The 15229-nt window shown below is 58.0% G+C and carries 13 protein-coding genes and 4 tRNA genes; 13 read left to right on the forward strand and 4 right to left on the reverse strand.

What is annotated here, in order from left to right:
• The first annotated feature begins 619 nt into the window (after window positions 1–619).
• From AAAT03_RS01975 to AAAT03_RS02000, 6 genes are all read left to right on the forward strand, one after another.
• The gene (locus tag AAAT03_RS01975) at window positions 620–895 is read left to right on the forward strand and encodes a hypothetical protein (protein WP_055250177.1); all 276 of its coding nucleotides are present in this window, start codon (window positions 620–622) and stop codon (window positions 893–895) included.
• 12 nt (window positions 896–907) lie between these two features.
• Window positions 908–1327: a helix-turn-helix transcriptional regulator gene (locus tag AAAT03_RS01980; protein ID WP_349102468.1), complete on the forward strand. Its 420-nt coding sequence runs from the start codon at window positions 908–910 to the stop codon at window positions 1325–1327.
• A 45-nt stretch (window positions 1328–1372) separates the two neighbouring features.
• Window positions 1373–2161, forward strand: coding sequence for a DUF3825 domain-containing protein (locus AAAT03_RS01985; protein WP_349102469.1), 789 nt, complete (start codon window positions 1373–1375; stop codon window positions 2159–2161).
• A gap of 138 nt (window positions 2162–2299) precedes the next feature.
• Window positions 2300–2374: transfer RNA gene (locus AAAT03_RS01990), tRNA-Val, on the forward strand.
• A 447-nt stretch (window positions 2375–2821) separates the two neighbouring features.
• Complete coding sequence (locus AAAT03_RS01995; protein ID WP_124786170.1) at window positions 2822–3979, forward strand: hypothetical protein; 1158 nt, start codon at window positions 2822–2824, stop codon at window positions 3977–3979.
• 367 nt (window positions 3980–4346) lie between these two features.
• Window positions 4347–4419 (forward strand) — tRNA-Ala (locus tag AAAT03_RS02000).
• A gap of 209 nt (window positions 4420–4628) precedes the next feature.
• Here AAAT03_RS02000 and AAAT03_RS02005 read toward each other — a convergent pair.
• The 4 genes from AAAT03_RS02005 to AAAT03_RS02020 form a co-directional block, all read right to left on the reverse strand.
• Window positions 4629–4704, reverse strand: a tRNA-Ile gene (locus AAAT03_RS02005).
• 288 nt (window positions 4705–4992) lie between these two features.
• On the reverse strand, window positions 4993–7650 hold the full coding sequence (locus tag AAAT03_RS02010; RefSeq protein WP_349102470.1) for an N-6 DNA methylase: 2658 nt from the start codon (window positions 7648–7650) through the stop codon (window positions 4993–4995).
• Complete coding sequence (locus tag AAAT03_RS02015) at window positions 7651–7848, reverse strand: type II toxin-antitoxin system RelB/DinJ family antitoxin (protein WP_055251786.1); 198 nt, start codon at window positions 7846–7848, stop codon at window positions 7651–7653.
• Window positions 7849–7894: 46 nt separating this feature from the next.
• Window positions 7895–8950, reverse strand: a complete 1056-nt coding sequence (locus AAAT03_RS02020; RefSeq protein WP_349102471.1) for an IS1595 family transposase — start codon at window positions 8948–8950, stop codon at window positions 7895–7897.
• Window positions 8951–9424: 474 nt separating this feature from the next.
• Between AAAT03_RS02020 and AAAT03_RS02025 the strand changes: the two genes are divergently transcribed.
• From AAAT03_RS02025 to AAAT03_RS02055, 7 genes are all read left to right on the forward strand, one after another.
• A tRNA-Ala gene (locus tag AAAT03_RS02025) sits at window positions 9425–9497 on the forward strand.
• A 75-nt stretch (window positions 9498–9572) separates the two neighbouring features.
• Window positions 9573–11606, forward strand: coding sequence for an ABC-F family ATP-binding cassette domain-containing protein (locus AAAT03_RS02030; protein WP_349102472.1), 2034 nt, complete (start codon window positions 9573–9575; stop codon window positions 11604–11606).
• Window positions 11593–11889 (forward strand): hypothetical protein, encoded by a 297-nt coding sequence (locus tag AAAT03_RS02035; protein ID WP_233547409.1) that lies wholly within the window; start codon window positions 11593–11595, stop codon window positions 11887–11889. Before AAAT03_RS02030 ends, AAAT03_RS02035 begins: the two co-directional genes overlap by 14 nt.
• Window positions 11890–11898: 9 nt before the next feature.
• On the forward strand, window positions 11899–12582 hold the full coding sequence (locus AAAT03_RS02040) for a site-2 protease family protein (protein WP_349102473.1): 684 nt from the start codon (window positions 11899–11901) through the stop codon (window positions 12580–12582).
• A gap of 84 nt (window positions 12583–12666) precedes the next feature.
• A complete protein-coding gene (locus tag AAAT03_RS02045) occupies window positions 12667–13476 on the forward strand; it encodes a segregation/condensation protein A (protein ID WP_117786831.1) in 810 nt (269 codons plus the stop codon).
• A gap of 11 nt (window positions 13477–13487) precedes the next feature.
• Entirely contained in the window at window positions 13488–14216 is a 729-nt protein-coding gene (gene scpB / locus AAAT03_RS02050; protein ID WP_349102474.1) for an SMC-Scp complex subunit ScpB, read from the forward strand.
• Window positions 14217–14238: 22 nt separating this feature from the next.
• Window positions 14239–15168, forward strand: a complete 930-nt coding sequence (locus AAAT03_RS02055; RefSeq protein ID WP_349102495.1) for a pseudouridine synthase — start codon at window positions 14239–14241, stop codon at window positions 15166–15168.
• The last annotated feature ends 61 nt before the right edge of the window (window positions 15169–15229 follow it).

The raw sequence follows: 15229 nt of genomic DNA on the forward strand, positions 1-15229 counted from the left end.
AAACGCCCCGTTTATCTTTGAGCTCGCCGAACAGCAAAAAGTCGGACCAAAGCCTTCGGCGATGATTTCCTGACGTTCTATTGTTAAATGCCCAGTAAGTTGATTACCAAAATTACTGTCGACACCACTCACCCATGCCGACGACATCGTCTGAATTGTCACGCTGTTGGCGCTTCCCTCGTTAATAGCATCGCTTCTTAGGCCACAACTGGCTGTCGAAACTCCCGTTTTCCGAAATTCGGGGAAAATAGGGGCGGCTGAGCACAACCCGATTTTTGGCAACAATACCGTCGGTCGCAGAAGCGTAAATCCGGGGTTTAGTCGGCTGATCTCTGTTTTCCCGCACTTCCGTATACGACCCCTCGATTAAGGTTATATTAACGCGCGGCGATTACTTCCCATGCAATCGGCGGTAAAATCTCGCCATGGTTACGCTCGCCGATATAGCCTCTACATTCTCTCGCGTGGACCACACCTGCAACGTCGCCGACCTGATCGACGCAGCTCTAAGAACAGAAGAATTATGAAAGGATTCAAACACCGAAGAGCCTGCAGCATCAAAAGTGTCAGACCGGCGAGATCTGTATCGTAGACATCGTTCGAGAGGGGATGACCGAAAATGACCCGCGCCTACAGTGAAGTTTATCTCGAGGACGCTATGAGAACGCTGGGCGAGGCAGTCGATTTTGCCCTTTGCGACCAGGGACTGACTCCGACCGAACTGACGGCGATCTTGTCAAACGCTTTTGAGATGAAACAGTTTGAGCGCGGTATCCCACGCGTTGTCTGCGGCATGTCGGGCGATGAGCTTGTGCGCGAGATCATTGTCCACGCGGGTCTGAAGCCCGTCGAATTCAGGGAGGCCTATCCGTTCGACCGTTCCCCGCAATACTGAGCAGGTTGGGTTTTGGCATACACGCAATGGACGTGCGGCCTAGGTTTTAGCGACCTTTTTGAAGTGGCGCCACTCGATTGGGTTATCGGCTCGTACCATCCGCTTCACGAGGCCTCCGCAGTTAAATTCGCCCAGATAGTCATTGATAAATGGAACAAAGCCCAGGCAGGCAAAAAGGGCCTCAAGGCAGCACGAAAGGCAGCCGGCCTGACCCAAAAGCAGCTGGCCGCCCAATCGGGAGTCAAAATCTGTGCCATACAGCTCTACGAGCAAAACCAACTGGACCTGCGCCGTGCCTCGGTATCCTCGGCATTGGCGCTCGCAAAAACCTTACACTGCAGCATCGAAGACCTCGTCTGGCAACCGATCGTTCTTGAGTACGACTCCTGTTGCCACTGTGATGTGCTCCCCGGCATTGCGTCGCGCGTATAGAATCTAAGCATCCGCACGCCAGCTATGAAATGGAATGGACGCCACATGGAAATCCCCAGCGCCCTGTGCAGCAATGTGTACGACTTCGCGTTTTGCCCCGAGCCCTGCTACGAACGCCTGGCCGACCTCGCCGACCCCGAGGACTGGGGTCCCGGCAACCGCATCCTCAAAAACTACCTGTCGTTTTCGTTTAGCCGTGCGGTGTTCCTGACCGAGCGCGACGTGGACCAGACCGCGCCGTCCAACCTGCCTTTGGTGTTCGACAACGACCAATGCCTGTTCAACACCGGCCTGTACACGCGTCGCTACGAGACCATCTACGGCCTGTTTGAGCCCAACACCAAGCCCGACGCGCGCCAGCGCTGGTTTTTGAAGGGCTTCTTTAAGGAGAGCGACCCCATGCTGGTCTCGTTTGAGTACCTGCCGTGCCGCGTGCGCTTTGCCGAGGACCCCTCCGAGCTGGTCTTTGACTACCGCTTGCCCATCCGCTCCAACATCGACCACATTCTGGGCGATGAGGAGAACCTTACGCGTATTCCCGCTAGCCTGATGGGGGAGGGCAACTCGCTGCTGCTGCGCCGTGCCTTTGAGGGCGCCGTCGTCGAGGCCGCCCGCCGCGCCGCCGCCAACTACACGCTCGCCGTGCCGCAGTTCTACGGCGGTCGGATCCAACTGCTGCTGCCGCTGTGCCTAACCGGCGACAAGCCCGAACTGGCGCTGACCATCCAGCGCGAGGACGGTTTCTACGCCGCGCGCACCTGCCTCACGCTCGACATGGCATACAACAATGCGCGACTAATCTGTCGCCCCGAGACCTCGTGGATAAAGCGGTAAATGGTGGTTAAGCTGCTGTTTTACCTATTGCTTTGGTTGCTTTGGCTTAGCTAGCATCCACGAATTTAAAATCGGGGGCAAAAAGTTCTTGGTAAACCAGGCGCGGCTATGATAGTATCTCTTTTGCCGAAAGGCGACGGGCGATTGGCTCAGGGGTAGAGCATATCCTTCACACGGATGGGGTCACAAGTTCGAATCTTGTATCGCCCACCATCAAAAGCGCAGGTCAGAGGTGTTAAGCCTCTGGCCTTTTTCTATTTGATACCAAGGGTGACACCAAAAGTGACACCAAATTTTCGATTTTTATTAGCATGGGGTCCTATTTTTTATTGATCGCAAACCCTTCATAGTTCCTACATATTGAATATTATTTTCGTTCGTTGACCAACTATAGAGTGACGTCGTCGAACATTTTGAAAATAGTTCACGCGATCTTTCAATGAACTCTTTGCATGATTCATACGCAATTGTGGAGAAAAAGACCACTGGCTCACAGCTCGTACCAGCACATTCACGCCTCGTGACAACCTTTCAACACATCCCATCCATTTTTTGGTCAGCGTTTGGTCAGCTTCCGGTACTTACCCGCATGATGCCCCAGTAGATAATCGTCCACGACCACAACCGCATGGCCTACGGCCGATACCAAGGGAGGCGCAAATGGACGAAATCGTCTGCGCAAACACCGCATTCCGCTATTGGCGCTGCCCACCGCAGGTGCGCGACCTCTACCCGCGCCTACCCAACTCCGAAGAAGGCTGGCGAGCTCTATCCCAAGCCCCATTCGTAACCGACGTCCTCAAGACCCCGATTATCGCTGTTGCTTCGCCAGGTTATTGCAATCACCACTCGGGATTGCGCTCCACTATTCGCTGGGAAGGGACATCGGATGTCAGCACAACAATCGACACTAATTTAGGCTTTAGTGTTACCAATCCGCTTAACACATTATTTACTATGACACGCTTTGTGTCCCAAATAGATCTCGTACTGGCTATGTACGAACTTTGCGGTTGGTTTTCCGTTTTCGAGCTTGCTCCCGCTGCCGAAATGCAGTTAAAAATGGCGGTAGAGGAGAATCGCAATTCCAGCACGCAGGATCTGTTCGAACTTGGAGAAGGCGAAGACGAGGTTCCTTGGAAACGAGTTTACGCCCGCGCAACCGTAAAGGCCACAGATAAAGAAGGCCAAACGAACAAGCGTGAGGATGGAAGAGAGGTTACGAAACTCAAAGGCACTTCTCTTTGGATGAGAAAGCCGCTCATCGAGCTAAGCGATCTACATCGATTCGCCGACAAGGTCAAAAGTCAAATGTGGGGAAAGCAGTTTTATGATGCCGCTCAGCAGGTTATCGGCATTGCTGCGTCTCCGCTCGAGGTCGCGGGGGTACTGCTTCTAAGTCGTTCTCGACGTCTAGGTGGTTCAGGATTCAGATACGTGTACCTCAACGATTTAACCCCTCTATCCGTGGCAGCCCAAAGCATCGCAGGCCAAAAGGTCTGCTACGGCGACATCGTGATCGTAAACCCAATCCTAATGAAGGCAGTTATTATCGAGATCCAAGGTGAGGTCATTCATGGCTCAGGTGCAATACTTGACCACGATGCGGAGCGCATGACTGCGTTGCAGAGCATGGGATTCGATGTATTCCTGGTGACTCACGATATGCTCAACGATTCAAAGCTGCTAGACACCATAGTCAGAAGTGTCTGCGACCGTTTAGGGATTCGCTATAAAGCCAAAACTGAGGCAATGAAGTGCGCCGAGACGAGACTGCGAGCAAATGTTTTGTGCAACTGGTTGGAAATCGGAAATTAGTCGGCGACAAGGCGCTAGAACTACCTAGTTTGCCTGTTAGTGAAATAATGTCATTTCAAAACTATGCCGGATTACGGGGCTGGACCCGGACTGGCCGTCCATACCCTGCATTTCACGGAATACGCAAGCCGTCTACCTGCGGTTTTGATTTTACCGATTACGGCATGCTCGGGGGTTCCCGGCCTGGCCCCGTAAACCGGCATAGTTTTGAAATCGCCGGGTCGGCGGGAGCGCGATTGGCCCCGGTAATGGGCCTGGCGCCGGCAAGACGGCCGTTGGGCGGATGGCGGCCCGCGCCGCGACTGCGAAATTTTCCAAAAATGTCCTTGCATCGCCGTCCGAGTTCCCGTATAGTACTTTTTCGCACGGGGGCGTAGCTCAGCTGGGAGAGCGCTTGACTGGCAGTCAAGAGGTCAGGGGTTCGATCCCCCTCGTCTCCACCCGAGCATTGAATGAGGCTCCAACGCAAGTTGGGGCCTTTTTTCTTATCTAACGATTGAAGCCATGTGTTGGTTGGGTAGCATCTTGGCGACATTCCCATTGTTAATTACGAATATGAATGTTAATAACTTTACGTCTCTGGATGGCAAAGCTAGTTTGCAGCGCTAACAACAAAGAGGCCGGGCGTAATGCCCGGCCTAAAATACTCTGGTGGGCCCTCCGGGATTCGAACCCAGAACCCAGGGATTATGAGTCCCCTGCGCTAACCGTTGCGCCAAGAGCCCTTATGAACGGTGAATGCAATTCTAATAAAGGCATCTAAGGCCTAATTTCTTCGCTTCACGTCGTGAAATACTACCATGCACGAGCAAGTCGCACAACGCAAGATCAAGTCCAATGCTAAACAACAACCAATCTAGGCGCGTCGCAGAAAAGACGTGTTTTAGAAAAGGCTCTGTTAGACCAGAATTGACATCATGCCCAGTCATCTTTACTAATTGCAAAATATTCGCCCCTTTGCTGGATTAAAACCGGCAAAGGGGCGATACGCTCAGACTCGAACAAGTTAATCGTTAGGACTCTGTCGTCTCATCCCACTCGTCATCCGCATGCAAGATGGCATCAAGTTCGTTTTCGATATCGGAAACGCCAATATAGGCCTTTGCGATATTCTCCCGTGCATTTCGCACCTTTAAGGCAATCTCCTTCTGCTTCTCTATGGGAGGGTAATAGACGAGCACCTTCCCAAAGTCAGAAGACTGCGTTCTCCTTCGATTGCTGTGGCCGGTGTTGATGGCGCGGAATGCCTTTTGGAAGCGGCGGCTTCTCAAGAGTATCGACAGGAACTCCGGATCGATCACGTTTGGGTCTTTGACCCGCAAGATCGGATATTCTTGCGTTACGAGGGCATGATCGAATTCCTCGGTGACGAAGCATACGACACCCTTCCATAGGTCGATTCCAGAGTAGACGATGTCGGAGGTTCTTACTTCAAACCAGTCGCTGCTTGAGTCGTAGAAATACATCCCTCGCCATTCGGGAGGGTTGTTTCCGACACCTGGTTCCCTAAGCCTTGCAACACCAGTTTGGGAAAGAGTTAAGACCTTGTACTCCTTCATCGGCTCTTCCCCGAAGTCCACGTTCCTTCTCATCCGCTTCACAAGGTTCATCATGGGAGCAGATGACCAGCCCTGCGGCACGTAATCGCCCTTATGGGCCACGTAGACATGGTATTTCGGATCCACCCTATGACTCGAATGGCTTCTCCATACTGACGAAGCCCTCTCGACGACGCATCTCGGATCGGAAACCGCCCCGTTTTCTTCCCAGACATTCCACTCTCCCAATATCGAGCCAGTCTGATCGTTTGAAAGATAACCGTTCTCGTCGGCGACATAGAGGTCGTTTCGAGGATCAGGGCGACCAGATGGTGTGTATCCGATATGGGATGCCTCTCCAAAAAAGATGTTATAGTCCAGCCCGCTGTCCATGAGGGCGGCCGCAATATCTCCTTCACATGCTTCCAGTCGATTGTTCAATCTAGCCGATTCCAGGTCGGAAAACTTTTCAAAAATCAATATCGAAGTCTTGTTCGTAGCTCCTGACCTGCGAAAAGCGAAGTCTGGAAGGGAGATCACGGACAGTATCCTCCCCGATTTAAAGAGCCATTCACGAAGGGCCGGACAATTTGATTGAGACCCGCTGTTGTTGAGAACACCATCGGGCAGGACCATACCGAGCCTGCCGCCCGGCTTGAGCCAGGAAACGCTTTTCTCCAGGATGATTTGCTCTGACTGTATTGAGTGCTTTCCGCGGCCCAGGACGTAGTCATCCAGGCTTGCGCCGTCAAGCTGATCTTCATCTCCATCTGCGACCTTGGTTCCGAAGGGCGGATTACCCACGATCAGGTCGAACTGACGATCCTTCTGGAGTTTCGGCTTGCTCAGGTTCGGGCTGAGGCAGCTCTTGTCGGCCTCGATATTCGTGTGTCCATCGTGGTGCAGAAGCAAGCTGATTTTGCAGATTCTAGCCAGAGTCGGGTGAATTTCGATTCCGTAAACGTTCTGCGCGGCAAAATCTGATTTGATTCTCGCGAGGTTCCCCTGTCCGGCAAAGCCCGCATCGGTATCGTTCCATACCTGAAGGAGAGTTTCGAGCAAAAAGCCTCCCGAGCCACAAGTCGGATCTAGAACGTAATCTTCGCTCGTGGGATTGAGCATCCCGACTGTGAACCTCGCTATCTGTCTCATGGTGAAATACTGCCCGAGGCTTCCGCGGAAGACCGATCCGAAGAAATCCTCGAAGGCCGTTCCGATGACGTCAGAATCTGTATCGATGAACGAAATCTCCTGAATGACGCGAACGACCTGAGCGACCTTGCTGTCTGGAAGCTCGATTTTTTCATCACGCGGGAAAATGGCCTGATCTTGCTCTTTGGCGTCGCTGAATAGCTTGTGGACCCTCGTGGCGATAGCCGAGTCGGGCTCGTTGATGCCCGCTTGGAACGAGCGGGGGTGGCCGTTTCGCGTGTAGCGCTCGTCGCGGACTTTGGCGAACATCAGCTTGCTCCACTCATCGAAAGCCGATAGCGGATCGCGTTTTCCTCCAGCCCAAATGATGGAGTGCGCGCGCCTGATGGCGATGCTGATATCAAAGGCGCTCGCCGGCTTAATATCCATTTCCGTGCCCGCGTGAAACGGATACACCATATCCTGAGAGTAGTTCCTCGGAAGAAGTTCTCTATCGCCCAGCTTATTTCTCCTGCGCTCCCTAGCGCCGAAGCCCTCGAGCTGCCAGACGCACGACTCGTCGCCGTAGTCCTTCATGGAGTATTTTGCACCCAGCGCGATACCGTTGGCGAAGGCCTGCGCTTCCCCTTCCGCCTTTTCAGCCGGAGTCGCACCCTCTTTTTTGTTCTCGACGACTAACCAGGGCTTCGTGCATCTGTCGTCTTCGTAGAGCACGATATCCGCGAAATCGTTGTGCGAGCCCTCCACCTCGGTATCGATCTTTCGCGAATCATAGCCTTTCGACAGGACCAGAAACGCAATGGTGTCGGCCCTGACTTTTTCTTCGGGATCGCCGATCTGATAGCTTTTCGTCCTGCGGAAGGAATACTTTATCTGAGTGCCGTCCAGCGAGAAGAGCCCGCGCATGATTGCAGTTTTCGATAGCTCCGACAATCCGAGCGAAGAGGCCAGTGTCAGCTGCGTTTCAAGTTGATTTGCCAACTATCTCACCGTTTTTCCGTCAGATGCCGGTGTCTTGACCTTCATCTCGAACGGCATCCCGCCCTCGCGGACGAGCGCCTTGAGGAACGCATTGACGGCGGTGGACATGGACAGGCCGAGCTCGTCAAGGATGACTGTGGCCTCTTTTTTGACCTCCGGTTCGATACGAATCGTCGTGGCCGGTATGTTCGACGGCATGGTTGTACCTTTCCTCGTATATCACGGTGCAACCATTTTATCGTCTCTATGCGGCGGATGCGACCCAGTAGTCCATATAGGGCGGCAATACGTTGAACATGTCGCGGATGCGGGTCGCGCAGGTGCCGTTGGCGAGCTGACGGGCGACCGTGGACTCCGCGGTGCGGGAGTCGGTCGCCATGAAGGTGCGGCACCAGCGGAACCAGTCGAGGTAGGCGGCGAGGTGCTTGGTGGACACGCCCTTGAAGCGTGCCATGAACGATTCGAGGAGCGAATGGACGGTATTGATGCGGTTGATGGTGCCCTCCGAGCGGTCCTTGGAGTCATAGGACTCATGCGAGGCGACCTTCAGGTCGTGCAACACGCCGATGTATGCGGTCGCCTTGTCCGTGGCGACGACCGCGCCCGCGCCGATGCGGTCGCGAAGGGCCTCAGCCGCACGCTTGCGCGAGACCACGCCGCGCCCCGAGACCTCGAAGAAGGTGGCGTTCGTGTCGCTGATGCCCGTCATGACGCAGATCTGCTCGCGGGAGAGGCCGCGCTTGTGGACCTGCTTGCCGCGGTGGCGAGCCTTTCTCGGCAGAGTGAAGGAGCCCTTTGAATGGTTGCCCTTGAAGGACTCGGGGAAGTATGTTTCGTCGAGTTCGCAGGCCTGCCCCTGCCCCACATGGAACGTGGGCGAATATTCCTTCAGGCACTCGATGAGCCTGTGGCGCATGGTGTAGGCGGTCTTGAGGCAGACACCGCAGCGGCCGGCGCACTCGCGGAGAGGGAGCATGAGGACGAAGCACTCGGCATAGGCCATCCAGGTCTCGCGGGGCAGCTTGCTCGTGCCGAGGATCCGGTCGGTGGAGCCTGAAAACGTCCTGCCGCAGTCGCGGCAGAGGTAGCGCTGCTCACCGTTCCTGGACTTGCCCTTTTTAACGATAGCGACCGAACCGCAACGTGGGCAACGCTGGATTTCGTAGCTAGTTCCCGCTGCATCGTCGAACATGGCGGCACGGATGACGTCGCGTACCGACTCGATTGCGCGGCGGCGCTCGGACTTGCTGAGCTTCGCCATGTTCTTCTTGAGGGTGATGACCAGATCCTCGGCGTTCATACCTGCTCCAATGCCGTGGTTAACAATTATATTATACCACGGTGGCATCACCTATATGTCAATTCTGGTCTAACAGAGCCTTAGAAAAAGTTAAGGCCATTAATTCAGGGCTCAAACACATTTAACCGCGAAATCAAGCTGATGCCATTTCAAAACACCGCCAGTTTACTACGACTGATCGGCGACTCCCGAGCACCGCGTGTTCCCCGTTTGCAAAACCGCAGGTAGGGAGCCCGACGGTTGCGTGAAAAGGCGTGCGTGGTCGAACATTCCTGATTCATCGTAGTAAACCGGCATAGTTCTGAGGCGCAGAGGAGGGGCGGTTCGCAATCGGGTCCGATAATGGGACTGGCGGAGCACGGGAAACCCGGTTGAGCGGGCGGGTCGTGTTTCGCCCGTGCCGGCACGGGCGAAAGTTTTTCCAAAATTGCCCTTGCATCGCCGTCGGAGTTCCCGTATAGTACTTCTTCGCACGGGGGCGTAGCTCAGCTGGGAGAGCGCTTGACTGGCAGTCAAGAGGTCAGGGGTTCGATTCCCCTCGTCTCCACCCGAGCATTGAATGAGGCTCCAACGCAAGTTGGGGCCTTTTTTCATATTGGCACACAAGGTCAAAGGCGGCACCATGATCCTCCTGGTCGACAAGATCGAAAAAAGCTTCGGCGCACGCGTCCTCTTTAGCGGCGCGTCCTTCCAGATCAACCCCGGCGAGCGCTTCGCGCTCGTGGGCCCCAACGGCGCTGGCAAAACCACCATGCTCAAAATCATCATGGGCATCGACAGTCCCGACTCCGGCCAGGTCCAGTACGCAAAGGACTGCCAGGTGGGCTACCTAGAGCAGGAAACTAATCTGGAACAAAAGGACACCACCATCCTCGCCGAGGTCATGGCCGCCGCCAAGGAAATCCGCCGCATGGGCGAGCGCGCTAACGAGCTGCAGGCCCAAATCACCGAGCTCTCCGAGCAGGGCAAGGACGTCGACGCACTCCTCAACGAGTACGGCCAGGTCCAGGACCGCTTTGAGCACCTGGGCGGCTACGAGCTCGAGAGCAACGCCCGCAAGATCCTGTCCGGCCTGGGCTTTAAGGTCACCGACTTTGAGCGCCCGTGCTCCGAGTTCTCGGGCGGCTGGCAGATGCGCATCGCGCTCGCCAAGCTCTTCCTGCGCCATCCCGACCTGCTGCTTCTGGACGAGCCCACCAACCACCTGGACCTCGAAAGCGTCCAGTGGCTGCGTGGCTTTATCGCCAACTACGACGGCGCCGTCCTCATCGTCAGCCACGACCGCGCCTTTATGGACGCCTGCGTCGACCACGTCGCCGCGCTCGAAAACCGTCGCGTGACCACTTACACCGGCAACTACAGCAGCTACCTCAAGCAGCGCGAGGACAACCTTGAGCAGATGCGCGCCAAGCGCGCCGCCCAGGAGCGCGACATCGCCCACATGCAGGTCTTCGTCGACAAGTTCCGCTACAAGCCCACCAAGGCCGCCCAGGCCCAGGAGCGCATCCGCAAGATCGAGCAGATCAAAAAGGAGCTTGTCATCCTACCCGAGGGCCACAAGCACATCGACTTTAAGTTCCCCGACCCGCCGCGCTCCGGCGACATGGTCGTGGGCCTGGAGGGCGTCTCCAAGTCCTACGGCAACAAGCACATCTACAGCGACATCGACCTCAAGCTCTACCGCGGCGAGCACGTGGCGCTCGTCGGCCCCAACGGCGCCGGCAAGTCCACGCTCATGAAGATCATCGCCGGACTGGAGCCGCCCACCACCGGCACCCGCGACCTGGGCACCAACGTGGGCGTGGCCTATTACGCCCAGCACGCGCTCGAGGGCATGACCGAGTCCAACACCGTCCTGCAAGAGATCGACACCGTCACGCCCAAGTGGACCGTGCCGCAGCAGCGCAGCCTACTGGGCGCCTTCCTGTTTAGCGACAACGATTCCATCGAAAAGCAGGTGCGCGTCCTTTCCGGCGGTGAAAAGGCGCGCTTGGCCCTGGCCAAGATGCTCGTGGCCCCCGAGGCGCTCCTGTGCCTGGACGAGCCCACCAACCACCTAGACATCGACTCGGTGGACTTGCTCGAGAACGCCCTGCAAAATTTCCCCGGCACCATCGTGCTGATCAGCCACGACGAGCACCTGGTGCGCGCCGTGGCCAACCGCGTCATCGACATCCGCGACGGACAAGTCACAGTCTACGACGGCGACTACGACTACTACCTCTACAAGCGCGAGGACCTCGCAGCCCGCGCCGCCGCCGAGGCGTCCACGGAGAGCGCGCCGGCCACGACCAAGTCCGCCAAGGCCAGCGCCGCCCAGGCCGACACCCCCGTCGCCGCCCCCAAGCCTGCCGAGGGCAAAAAGACCAAGGAGCAAAAGCGCGCCGAGGCCCAAGCCCGCGCTGCGCTCAACAAAAAGCTCAAGGGCGTGCGTAACCAGCTCAAGAAGATCGAGACGGAGCTCGACAAAAAGCGCGCCCGCTATGACGAGCTTATGGAATTGATGGCAAGCGAAGAGCTTTATGCCGATCAAGACAAGTTCAACGCCGCGCTGGGGGAATATAACGGCCTTAAGCAAGAGCTGCCCAAGCTCGAGGACGAATGGCTGGAGCTTTCCACCCAGATCGAAGAGGAGACCGCGCGTGAACTCTCGTAAAGCCGCCGCCGTGGCGATGAGCATCATCGCCATCGCCTGTCGCATCTGCGGCATCTTTATGAGCGCGATGACCGTGCTGCTGTGCTTTAGCGGCCTCACCGCCAAGCTGCAGATCGTCGGCTTTGTCGTTGAGCTTTCGCGCGCGCTGCCGAGCGTCATCGCCGGCTACGGCGTCATCACATCGCCATTTGGCGGCGTGTTCCGCCTGGATTACGCCATCGTCGCCGTGATCCTGTTTGTGATCGACTACCTGCTCACGCGCGCCTCGCGTCGCGTCCGCTAGAGGAGCGCCATGTCCAGCAGCTACATCATGAACCTGCTCGCCAGCGCCGTCGCCGTCATCGTGGGCATCGTGATCCACGAGAGCGCACACGCCGCCGCGGCCTGGGCGCTCGGCGACAAGACGGCCCGTTCGCGCGGCCGCGTGTCGCTCAACCCGCTCAACCATATCGACCCGTTTGGCACCATCATCCTGCCGCTACTCATGCTTGCCGCCGGCGGCCCGGTGTTCGCCTTCGCCAAACCCGTGCCCGTCTACCTCAACAACCTCAAGCACCCCAAGCGTGACGAGGTCCTGGTGAGCGTAGCCGGCCCCGCGTCGAACATCGCACTCGCGTGCCTTGCCGCGGCACTCATGCACGTGGCGTACGGCAACCTCTACATCGGCATCTCCTTTGCCCTGGCGTCACAGATCATGAACTTCGGCGCCACGTTTATCGTGGTTAACCTGTCACTCGCATTCTTCAACCTCATCCCGATCCCGCCGCTCGATGGCTCGTCGATCATCGTGCCGTTCCTCAAAGGCAAGGCGCTCAACAACTACTACCACCTGCAGCAATACGCCATGCCCATCCTCATCCTGGTTCTGTACCTGCTGCCCATGTTGACCGGCATCGACGTTATCGGCCGCTTTTTCGACGTTACCGTGTATCCGCTGGCCGAGTGGCTGCTCAACTTCGCAATCGCCGGCATCTAAGGTAAACTTACAGGTCGACCGTGCAAAACGGTCGTAACATGCACCCAAACCGCGCCGCGAAGGCGCCGTCAAAGGAGGTCGAAGATGTCGTATCGCGTGTCGACGCAGGTCTACAGCGGACCGTTCGACCTGCTGCTGCAGCTGGTAACCCGCCAAAAAGTAGATATCGGCGCCATCTCCATTAGCGAGGTGGCCGAGCAGTACCTTGCCGAGGCCGAGCGCATCGAGGCGCTGGACCTGGACGTGGCGAGCGACTTTTTGCTGGTCGCGGCAACCCTTTTGGACATCAAGGCCGCCTCGTTGGTGCCGCAGGAGGCCCCGCGCAAAGTTGATGACGACGACGAGATTGACGAAGACCTCGAGGAGCTCAGCGCGCTCGACGGCGACGCCCTGCGCGAGGTCCTGATCCAGCGCCTGATCGCCTACAAGCAGTTTAAGGGCGCGGCGGCGGCCCTTGGCGCGCGGATGCAGGCCGAGAGCCGCATGCATCCGCGTGTTGCCGGACCCGACCCTGAGTTTTTGGGCCTCATGCCCGACTACCTGGCCGGCATCACCCTGCGCGGCCTGGCCGTTATCTGTGCCGACCTGGACGGCAAGCGCCAGACCTTCTTGCTGGAGGCCGAGCACGTGGCACCGCATCGCGTGCCGCTCGACCTGACCGTGGCCTCAGTCGACCGCTTTACCATGACGCACCAAACCTGCACCTTCCGCGAGCTGTTGGACGGCGACGCCACCACCGAACAGCTTGTCGTCACCTTCCTGGCCATGCTCGAGCTAGCCAAGCGTGGCTCGCTCACGCTGAGCCAGGACGAGATCTTTGGAACCATTCAAATCAACCGCGTCGAGGGCGCCGAGGCATACGTGCCCGGCGAGGGCCCCGATCTCACCGAATAGGAGCCGCAACCATGTCAACCCTTTCCACGCTGGAGGCAAACAGCCTCAAAGGCGCCCTCGAGGCGCTGCTGCTGGTGTCGAGCGACCCGGTGAGTGCGCCCGCGCTCGCCGGCGCACTGGATATCGCCCCCGGCGAGTGCGCATCGCTGCTCGCCGAGCTCAAGGTTGAGTACGAGGAAGCCAACCGCGGCTTTCAGCTGCGCGAGGTCGCCGGCGGCTGGCGCCTGTTTACGCATCCCGCCTACCACGATGTGGTCGAGGCCTATGTGTTGAGCTGGGACACGCAAAAGCTGTCGCAGGCGGCGCTTGAAACCCTGGCCGTCATCGCATACCACCAGCCCGTGACGCGCGAGGTGGTCAAAGGCATACGCGGCGTCAATTCCGACGGCGTCATCGCGTCGCTCGTGGACAAGGGTCTGGTGCGCGAGCTCGGCCGCGACCCCCAGCGCGGTCAGGCGATCATCTATGGCACGACCAACGCCTTCTTGGAAAAGTTTGGTCTACGCTCCACCCGCGACCTGCCCGATCTGGAGCAGTTTGCCCCCGACGAGCAATCGCGCCAGTTTATCCGCGAGCGCCTGAGCGGCCGCAGCATTCAGCCCACGCTCGAGGAGCAGGCCGAGGACCTGGACGAAGAGCGCGAACTGCTCGATACCGATGTTGAAGATGTTGAGGCAGTCGAGGACTTGGAATCCCTGGTCGTCGGCGAGACCTCGGAGGATTTACATGACGAGGACTAACGAAGTAGGGGAGACGCGTGCCATGGGCAGCGCAGTGCCCGCCACCGACGCCCAGCCCGTCTATCCGCACTCCATGCGCCTGCAGCGCTTTTTGGCGCGCGCGGGCGTGGCGAGCCGCCGCGGCTCGGAGGACCTGATGACCGCCGGCCGCGTGACCGTCAACGGCGAAGTCGCGACCGAGCTGGGCACCAAGGTCGACGTCGACCGCGACCATATCGAGGTCGACGGCATGCCCGTCAAGCTCAACCAGGGCGCCGTATACCTGATGCTCTACAAGCCAACTGGCTACCTCACCACCATGAGTGACCCGCAGGAGCGCCCTTGCGTGGCCGACCTGGTCCCCCGCGACCGCTTTCCGGGACTCTTTCCGGTGGGTCGTCTGGACCGCGACACCACAGGCCTTTTGCTCTTTACCACCGACGGCGACCTGTCGCAGGATCTGCTGCACCCCAGCAAGCACGTCTACAAGACCTACCAGGCACTCGTGGACGGGCAGCTGACCGACCGCGACTTGGAACCGCTCCGCCGTGGCATCGAGCTCGACGACGGCCTGTGCCAGCCGGCGATCTGCCGCGTCATCAACGCGCGCGAAGCCGAGGCTGTGGCACCGCAAGGTGTGAAGCCCGGCACCACAGCCGTGGAGGTCATTATCCGCGAGGGCCGCAAAAATCAGGTCAAGCGCATGCTAAGCAAGATCCACCACCCGGTGATTCGTCTGCACCGCTGCAACTTTGCCGGCCTGGAGCTCAAGGACGTGGCCAAGGGCTCGTGGCGCGAGCTCACCGACCGCGAGGTGCAGATCCTCAAGACCGGCGGCATCCCGCCCAAGCAGGCGAGCGCCAAGCGCAACGGCGGCAAGCCCCAAGACACGCCCGCCAGCCGCACGCGTCACCACGGCAGCCACGGCTCCGCACCCAAGCGCAACACCTACCGCGAGCGCTACACGGGCTAGGCAACCCGCCGTGCCCCAGCGCCCACGAACCATACCAGCACGTCAACCATCGAAAGGAAGC

This window comes from Collinsella sp. CLA-AA-H167, assembly GCF_040095305.1.
GTDB lineage: Bacteria > Actinomycetota > Coriobacteriia > Coriobacteriales > Coriobacteriaceae > Collinsella.